The sequence below is a fragment of the Massilia genomosp. 1 genome, assembly GCF_011682185.1.
In the GTDB taxonomy this organism is placed as follows: domain Bacteria; phylum Pseudomonadota; class Gammaproteobacteria; order Burkholderiales; family Burkholderiaceae_D; genus Telluria_A; species Telluria_A rubra.
The window spans coordinates 1-7,701 of record NZ_WHJF01000173.1 but is presented as its reverse complement, the minus strand read 5'-3'; the positions used below and the strand labels follow the sequence as shown (position 1 = coordinate 7,701).

Sequence of the window (7,701 nt, the reverse complement as noted above, 5' to 3'; positions counted from 1 at the left end):
ATGTCGCGCACCACAATGCCAATCCGAAGCCATTTATTTGGACAGCAACTGCGCGCGATATCCTGCAAAAGGTAATTCGCGCCAACAGCCGCTTAAGCGGCAAACAGAATGCAACACTACACTAGCGACAAGATCAGCCGGCGCGCGTTTGCGGGCCTGGCGGCCGGCGCAGTGTTGCTGCCATCGACATCCCATAGTACGCCACGACCGATGCCGCGAACCTTGCTCAAACCTCCCCGCCTGCGCGCCGGCGACCTGATCGGCCTGGTGGCTCCTGGCGGACGCATCAATGACGACGCCATCGCCTACGCGGTGGCGCGCATCGAAGCGCTGGGTTTCCACGCCAGGCTGGCCAAGAACCTGCGCGCCGTGCATGGCGGCTACGCCGGCGCGGTGCAGCAGCGCGTCGACGACCTGCACGCCATGTTCAGCGAGCGCGAGGTTAAGGCGATCTGGTGCGTGCGCGGCGGCTCCGGCTGCATTTCCTTGCTGGCGCATCTCGATTACGCGCTGATCCGCGCCCATCCCACCGTCCTGCTCGGGTATTCCGACATCAGCGCGCTGCAACTGGCCATCCTCAAGCAATCGCGGCTGGTGACTTTCCACGGGCCGGTGGCCCTCTCCGGCCCGTCCGACTACGCGGTCGAACACATGCTGGCCGTGCTGATGCATCCGCAGGACAGTTACACGATTCCGATGGCGCTGGAAAACAGCCGGCGCGCGCTGCTGGAGCCGCATTTCGCCCTGCGCACGGTGACTGCCGGCCAGGCCACCGGTCCGCTCATCGGCGGCAACCTGAGCCTGGTCAGCGCGCTGATGGGCACGCCGTATGCTGCGGACTTCCGCAAAGCAATTTTGTTCCTGGAAGAAGTCAACGAAGCGCCCTACCGGATCGACCGCTGGCTGACCCAGCTCGACCTGGCGCTCGGCTTGCGCAACGCGTCGGCGGTGATGATCGGCATTTGCGACCACTGCGGGCCGGAAGATGAAGAACCGTCGTTAAGCCTGGATGACACCCTCGACCTGCACCTGAAACCGCTGGTGATCCCGGCCGTGAGCGGCTACTCCTTCGGCCACATCCGCCACCAGTGTACTTTGCCGCTGGGCGTGATGGCCCGCCTCGACACCGCGCGCCAGACCGTCACCCTGCTCGAACCCGCCGTTTCCTGACAACCCCACCCCGGTGTCAGGTCTGACATTCGGACACGGCCTGATCATTCAATGCGTTAAACCCCGGTGTCAGGTCTGACATTCGGACACGGCCTCATCATTCAATGCGTTAATGCCGAGCTCGTGTCCGAATGTCAGACCTGACACCAGGTGTTGGACACCAGAGGTTGGCAGTGCCGAGTTCGTGTCCGAATGTCAGACCTGACACCAGCTGTTGCTCAGTGCGACACGATCTGCGAGAGCACCGAAAACGCCGGCCCGGTCTGGGGCTGCTCGAGCAGGACGGTCAGCTCGGAAAACGTACACATCATGGTGACGACGTTGATCTTGTTCCACGCCAATTTTTTCAGCACGCCGTGGTAGATGCCCGGCGTTTTCAGCGCGTCGGGATTGAGGCGCAGGGTCAGCGCGGTCAGGTTTTCTACCCGCGCAATATGGCGCTCGCTGGCAAAGGCCGATTCGACCATATGGATCAGCGGCCGGCTGCACACCACCAGAATCTCGTGTACCCCGCGCGTGACCGAGACGAAACTGCCCGGATGGCGCTCGGCCAGGGCCAGCAGTTCGCGCTGGCATTCGTTGCTGTTGTCCGATAGCCGGTAGGTCACCAGGGTCAGGTCGGTGCGCGTGGTCAGTTCGCTGGTGCGCGGCGAGATGACGATCGGCGGCGACGGGGCCGCCTGCGGCAGGCGCTCGGACAGGCGCCGCAGCGCCATCACCACCGCCGCCTGCCCCACCGGCTTCCACAGATCCGATTCGAGCTGGGGCCGCAACTGGCGCGCCAGCTCCGACAGGTTGATCAGCCCGAGCGATATCCCTTCCGTCAGGAACGCCGATTCCGACACTATTTGCTCAACTTTGGTCGCGATCGAAAGCATCTCTCTCCGGTCCTCATTGGGTAGCCGCCGCCCATCCGCGCGCGCGACATGCAAGGGGCCGGCCCTGTCGCTGCGTGCGCATGATTGTCGCTCTGTTACCGTGAATTGGTTCTTTTCGACTGTCCTACTGGGCACTGCCGCTTGCCGCAATTTCCTGCTGCACATGCACCATCGGCAAATCGTTCAGGTCGGCTGGGTTCTCTGGGGATAGGGCTGGGGCAATAGCACCGGGGGAGGAGACAAACATGCCCATGCATAGCTGAAGTGTGACGTCATGATTTTCCCGTTAACTGATTGCGCTTTATCCGGAGTGTGCCCCGTGCGCTTTAATCCATGTCGCCTGAGAGTTTTTCCCGGCAACTGAGAACGAGTGTAGACCGCATCCCCGCTCTAACGCAATCGAATTGAGTTCGTTTTCCACGTGAATTGTTACATTTCCGCACGTCTTAGAGTACGGCATCTAATTGCCTGCGATGTGGGAAAAATGCGTCACATTGATCTATGTCAACAAAACATTCTTCAGGCAATTTGCCTTGTAGTCCGTTCAGTTTCTCGAAAAGAATGTCTAAAACTGAACATTTGCTGTGCATACGACCAAATCACCCATTTTTTTGACTTGGCTTAAGAAACAGGAATAGTGTGCATTCTCTCGCGTTCACCGGACCAACTTATCGGCGCGCTCGGGTGGCCGCCACAGCATTGTGGCCAGCAGTTTCATCTCATTCAATCACTGAACTACCAATGGAGAAATAATGAACTTCCGCAAAACTTTGCTCGCTGCTACGATTGCTGCACTGCCTCTGATGATGGTTGGCCAGGCCCTTGCCAATGCGCCGATCATGGCCGGTCCGACCGCCCTGCAATCACCGCAGCAGGGCCAGGCCCTGGTTGCCAAGCTGGCCGCCACGCGCGCCACCCACGGCCTCGACGCCGACCACGGTTTCTCCATCACGGTCCAGCATCCTGGCGTGATCGGCACCCGCATCAGCCGCGCCGCCCACACCTATAAAGGCGTGCGGGTGTTCCAATCGGAATCGGTGGTCGTGACCAACGACAACGGCGATATCCTCAGCGAGTCGATTTCCGACCGCCGCTCGGGCCTGGGCCAGGGTAGCGGCGGCAATGCCGCCCTGCGCGCGCGCACCGCCGGCTTTAACGTGGTGCCGCAAATCCAGAGCGCCGCCGCGATCGACCTGGTGGTCAAAAAAGTGTCGCCGAACGCGGTGCATCAGACCCCGCCGAGCGCCGAGCTGATCATCTATCCGGTGGTGACCACCAAGCGCGCTCCCGGCGCCCTGGGCAAGTCCGAAGCCCAGCTCAACGCGCTCGACCTGGTCGAGGAAGTGAGCGATTACGCGCTGGCCTACCTGGTCAAGACGCGCATGATGGAAGGCATTAATCCAGTCTTCTACGACACCATCATCAGCGCCGCCGACGGCAGCGTGCTGAAACAATGGCGCGCGCTGCAAACCGTGGCCGGTACCGGCAAGAGCCAGTACAACGGCACCGTGCCGCTCAACACCAGCGAGTCGGGCGGCACCTACACGCTCAAGGATCCGTCGCGCGGCACCGGCGGCACCTACGGCATGATGGCGATCACCAACGCCAACCACGGCACCAGCGCCGGCCAGGTGTACACCAACAGCACCAATAGCTGGGGTGACGGCCTGCAATACAACGGCGGCAGCACCACCAACGCCAACGGCCAGACTGCGGCCGTGAACGCCATGTGGGGCTTGATGAACACCTACGACACCTTGAAAAACGTGCTCGGCTGGCAATCCCTGGACGGCAACAACACCTCGACCTATATCGCCGCCCACGTCAACACCAACTATGACAACGCCTACTACAGCGATGGCTGCAAGTGCATGTTCATCGGCGACGGCGGCAGCGGCTTCTACAGCCTCGGTTCGATCGACGTGATCGGCCACGAAATGGGCCACGGCGTGACCAACGCCACCTCGGACCTGACCTACAGCGGCGAATCGGGCGGCCTGAACGAATCGAGCTCGGACATCAACGGTGAAATGGTGGAAGCCTATGCGCGTGCCGGCGGCACCGGCACGGTGATCCCGAACAGCGGCAATGACTGGTCGATGGGCAAGGAAATCGCCAAGTCCGGCAATCCGCTGCGCTATCTGTACAAGCCTAGCCTGGATGGTTCCAGCCCGAACGCCTGGAGCAGCACCATCAAGAACCTGGACGTCCACTACAGCAGCGGCCCGAACAACCGCATGTTCTATTTCCTGTCGCAAGGTTCGAACGCCAGCTCCTCGTCCAATTACTACAGCCAGTACCTGGTCAAGAGCCCGGCCGCAATGACCGGCATCGGTAGCGACAAAGCCTTCCGCATCTGGTTCAAGGCCGCCACCACCAAGTTCACCGCCTCGACCAACTATGCCGACGCGCGCAACAAGGTGATCGCCGCCGCCAACGAACTGTATGGCGTGGGCAGCAAGGAAGCGATCGCCGTCACCCGTGCTTACGCGGCCATTAACGTCGGTGCCGACGTCGACGAAGGCGGCACCCCGGGCGGCGGCGTGTCGATCAGCTCGCAGCCAGCGAGCGTGACCGTGCAAGCCGGCTCCAGCGCGACCTTCTCGGTCGTGGCCACCGGCGGCACCGCGCCGTACAAGTACCAGTGGCTGCGTAACGGCACGGCCATTGCCGGCGCCACCTCGGCCACCTACAGCCTGACCGCGCAAACCGCCGACAGCGGCGCCGTGTTCAGCGTGACAGTGACCGATTCGGCCACCAGCCCGACCACGGCCACCAGCGCCAACGCCACCCTGACGGTGGGCGGCGGCGGCAACGGGACCGAACGCGTCGTCAACGGCGGTTTCGAGAGCGGCACCACCGGCTGGGCCGGCAGCACCGGCGTCATCGGCTCCTTCAGCGGCCAGTCGGCCTACGAAGGCACGCGTTTCGCATGGCTGGGCGGCAACGGTACCACGACTACCGAAACCTTGACCCAGTCGGTCGCCATTCCATCGACCGCCACCACGGCCTCGCTCAGCTTCGCGCTGCACATCGATACCGCGGAAACCGAAAACGTGGCCTACGACCGCCTGACCGTGACGGTCAAGAATGCGTCCGGCAGCGTGCTCGGCACCCTGGGTACCTACACCAACCTGACCAAGGCATCGGGCTACCAGGTGCGTACCTTCAACCTGCTGCCGTACAAAGGCCAGACCGTAACCCTGTCGTTCGCCATGCGGGAAGATTCGTCGCTGCAAACCTCGTTCGTGGTCGACAAAGTGAGTCTGGTAACGCAATAAGCGGGTGACCCCACAAGAGGATGGCTGGCTGTCCGTCCTCTTTTTTCAGCTCCGGCTTCGGCCGGGGCTATTTTTTATTCAGGAGGCCGTGATGTCACGTGAATAAGTAAACCGAATGTGATGCAGGAGTCAATCAGTAAAGGGTCAGCCATGCAGTTTCAACTCCAGGTCCAGGCCGCTGCCGCAGCAGGCAGCCGCCAGCATATCGCCATCGATGCCCCCAGCGAAGCCGATGCCATCCGCATCGCCGCGCGCAAGGGCTGGCGCGTGCTCGCCATCGAGCGCCCGCCCGCGCCGGTCGAGCCGCGCCGCAAGCACGCCTTTCCCCTCATGCAGTTCAGCCAGGAGTTGCTGGCCCTGCTCGAAGCGGGGCTCAACCTCACCGAAGCCATCGCCACCTTGCACAACAAGGAAACCCAGCCCGGCACCCGCGCCACCATCGGCGCCATCTTGCAAACCCTTCAACAGGGCAAGAGCTTGTCGGATACCTTGAACGATTTTCCGACGATCTTCCCCGAAATCTACGTCGCCACCGTCCACGCGGCCGAGCGCTCCGGCAACCTGCCGGAAGCCCTCGGCCGTTTTGTCGCCTATCAGTTGCAGTTCGAAGCGATCCGCAAGAAACTGGTCTCGGCCGCCATCTATCCGCTCATGCTGCTGGTGGTCGGCAGCCTGGTCACCCTGTTCCTGCTCGGCTACGTGGTGCCCAAATTTAGCGTGGTGTACGAAACCTCGGGGCGCGACATTCCCTGGGCCTCGAAAATGATGCTCGGCTTCGGCCAGCTCATGTCGGCCCATCCCTTCCTGTTCCTCGGTGCGCTGGGCGCGCTGGTCGGGGCCATCGTGTTCGCCCTCGGCCACCCGGCCATGCGCCAGCGCCTGATCCTTGCGCTGCTGCGCCTGCCGGTGCTGTCCGCGCGCGCCGCCGAATTTCGCCTGGCGCGCTTTTATCGCGCCTTGAGCTTGCTGCTGCACGCCGGCATTCCCTTGTCGAAAGGGCTGGCGATGGTCTCGGCCATGCTCCTGCCCGGCCAGCAACAGCAACTCGACGCGGCGCGCCGCGCGGTGCAGGAAGGCATGCCGTTTTCCTGCGCGCTGGAACAGAACCAGCTGGCCACGCCGGTCGCGCAATCCTTGCTCAAGGTCGGCGAAAACACCGGCCGCCTGGGCGACATGCTGGAACGCTCGGCCCGTTTTCACGATGAACAATTCGCGCGCTGGGTCGACTGGGCCTCGCGCCTGCTCGAGCCGCTCTTGATGACCTTCATCGGCGTGGTCATCGGCGGCGTGGTGGTGCTGATGTACATGCCGATTTTCGAACTGGCCGGGAGCCTGTCATGAACGCGCCCGGTTTCCCCCACCATCAGGTAGCGGGCGCGCCGCTGTCGGCCGCGCTGGTGCGGCAGGCGCGTCTGGCCGCGCCAGGCCAGGGCCGGCCCATGCTGGTCGTGCTCGAAGAGATGACCGGCCTGGAGCCGGAAGCATTTGTGGCCGAACTGGCCGCGCTGTTTTGCTATCCGCTGTGGACCATCGGCGCGCTGCAGGCCGGCACCCCGGCCTTCGGGCTGATGCCCTACACCGACTGCGCCCAGCGCGAGTGCGTGCTGATGGAAGGCGTGGCCGGCTCGCCGGTGCTGGTGGTGGGCGACCCCTTCGCCGACGATACCCTGCAATGGGCCGATTGCGCCCTGCCCGCCGGCTTCTCGGTGGCGCTGACGCACCCGGACGAACTGACCGCCTACCTCGCGCAGCAGGAGAACGTGCAGCAAGCCATGGCCGGCATGGGCGACGCCGCCGACCAGGTCGAGAGCCAGGACCTGAGCATCGAAGACATCTCGCTGGTGCGTATCAGCGCAGACAGCAGCCCGGTGGTCAAGCTGGTCAACTCCACCATCTACGATGCGCTCAAGTTCCAGGCCAGCGACATCCACCTCGAATGCGACGGCGACAAGCTCATTATCAAATACCGGGTCGACGGGGTGCTGGTGCAGGCCGGCCAGGTACAGGGCTTGCAGATGGCCGAACAGATCATCTCGCGCATCAAGGTCATGGCCGACCTGGACATCGCCGAACGCCGCATTCCGCAAGATGGCCGCTTCAAGGTACGCGTCAAGGGCGCCGAGATCGACTTCCGCGTCTCGATCATGCCCAATATCTTTGGCGAAGACGCGGTGCTGCGCCTGCTGGACCGGCGTGCCCTGACCGAGGCGGCCCAGTCGCTGCGCCTGGAAAGCCTGGGCCTGAACGCCGACGCGATTGAGCTGATCCGGCGCCTGGCGGCCAAGCCGCACGGCATGCTGCTGGTGACCGGGCCGACCGGCTCGGGCAAGACCACCACCCTGTACGCGGCCATCACCGAGATCAACACGGGG

The 7,701-nt window shown here is 63.2% G+C and carries 5 protein-coding genes and 1 pseudogene; 5 read left to right on the top strand and 1 reads right to left on the bottom strand.

Annotated features, from left to right (window positions below):
- Both F1735_RS37020 and F1735_RS31830 read left to right on the top strand, forming a co-directional pair.
- Window positions 1-125: pseudogene (locus tag F1735_RS37020) on the top strand (IS630 family transposase); the annotation flags it as partial.
- Window positions 109-1,170 carry a S66 peptidase family protein gene (locus F1735_RS31830; RefSeq protein WP_167240811.1) on the top strand — a complete coding sequence of 354 codons (1,062 nt, stop codon included), beginning with the start codon at window positions 109-111 and terminating at the stop codon, window positions 1,168-1,170. The pseudogene F1735_RS37020 and the gene F1735_RS31830, both read left to right, overlap by 17 nt.
- A gap of 218 nt (window positions 1,171-1,388) precedes the next feature.
- Here the strand turns inward: F1735_RS31830 and F1735_RS31825 are convergent, their stop codons facing one another.
- Window positions 1,389-2,048, bottom strand: a complete 660-nt coding sequence (locus F1735_RS31825) for a hypothetical protein (RefSeq protein WP_167240809.1) — start codon at window positions 2,046-2,048, stop codon at window positions 1,389-1,391.
- A 752-nt stretch (window positions 2,049-2,800) separates the two neighbouring features.
- Here F1735_RS31825 and F1735_RS31820 point away from each other — a divergent pair.
- The 3 genes from F1735_RS31820 to F1735_RS31810 all read left to right on the top strand — a co-directional run.
- Entirely contained in the window at window positions 2,801-5,329 is a 2,529-nt protein-coding gene (locus tag F1735_RS31820; RefSeq protein ID WP_167240807.1) for a M4 family metallopeptidase, read from the top strand.
- Between the two features lie 150 nt (window positions 5,330-5,479).
- Window positions 5,480-6,670 carry a type II secretion system F family protein gene (locus F1735_RS31815; RefSeq protein WP_167240805.1) on the top strand — a complete coding sequence of 397 codons (1,191 nt, stop codon included), beginning with the start codon at window positions 5,480-5,482 and terminating at the stop codon, window positions 6,668-6,670.
- The coding region (locus F1735_RS31810; RefSeq protein ID WP_167240804.1) for a GspE/PulE family protein at window positions 6,667-7,701 on the top strand (1,035 nt) is incomplete at its 3' end. The genes F1735_RS31815 and F1735_RS31810, both read left to right, overlap by 4 nt.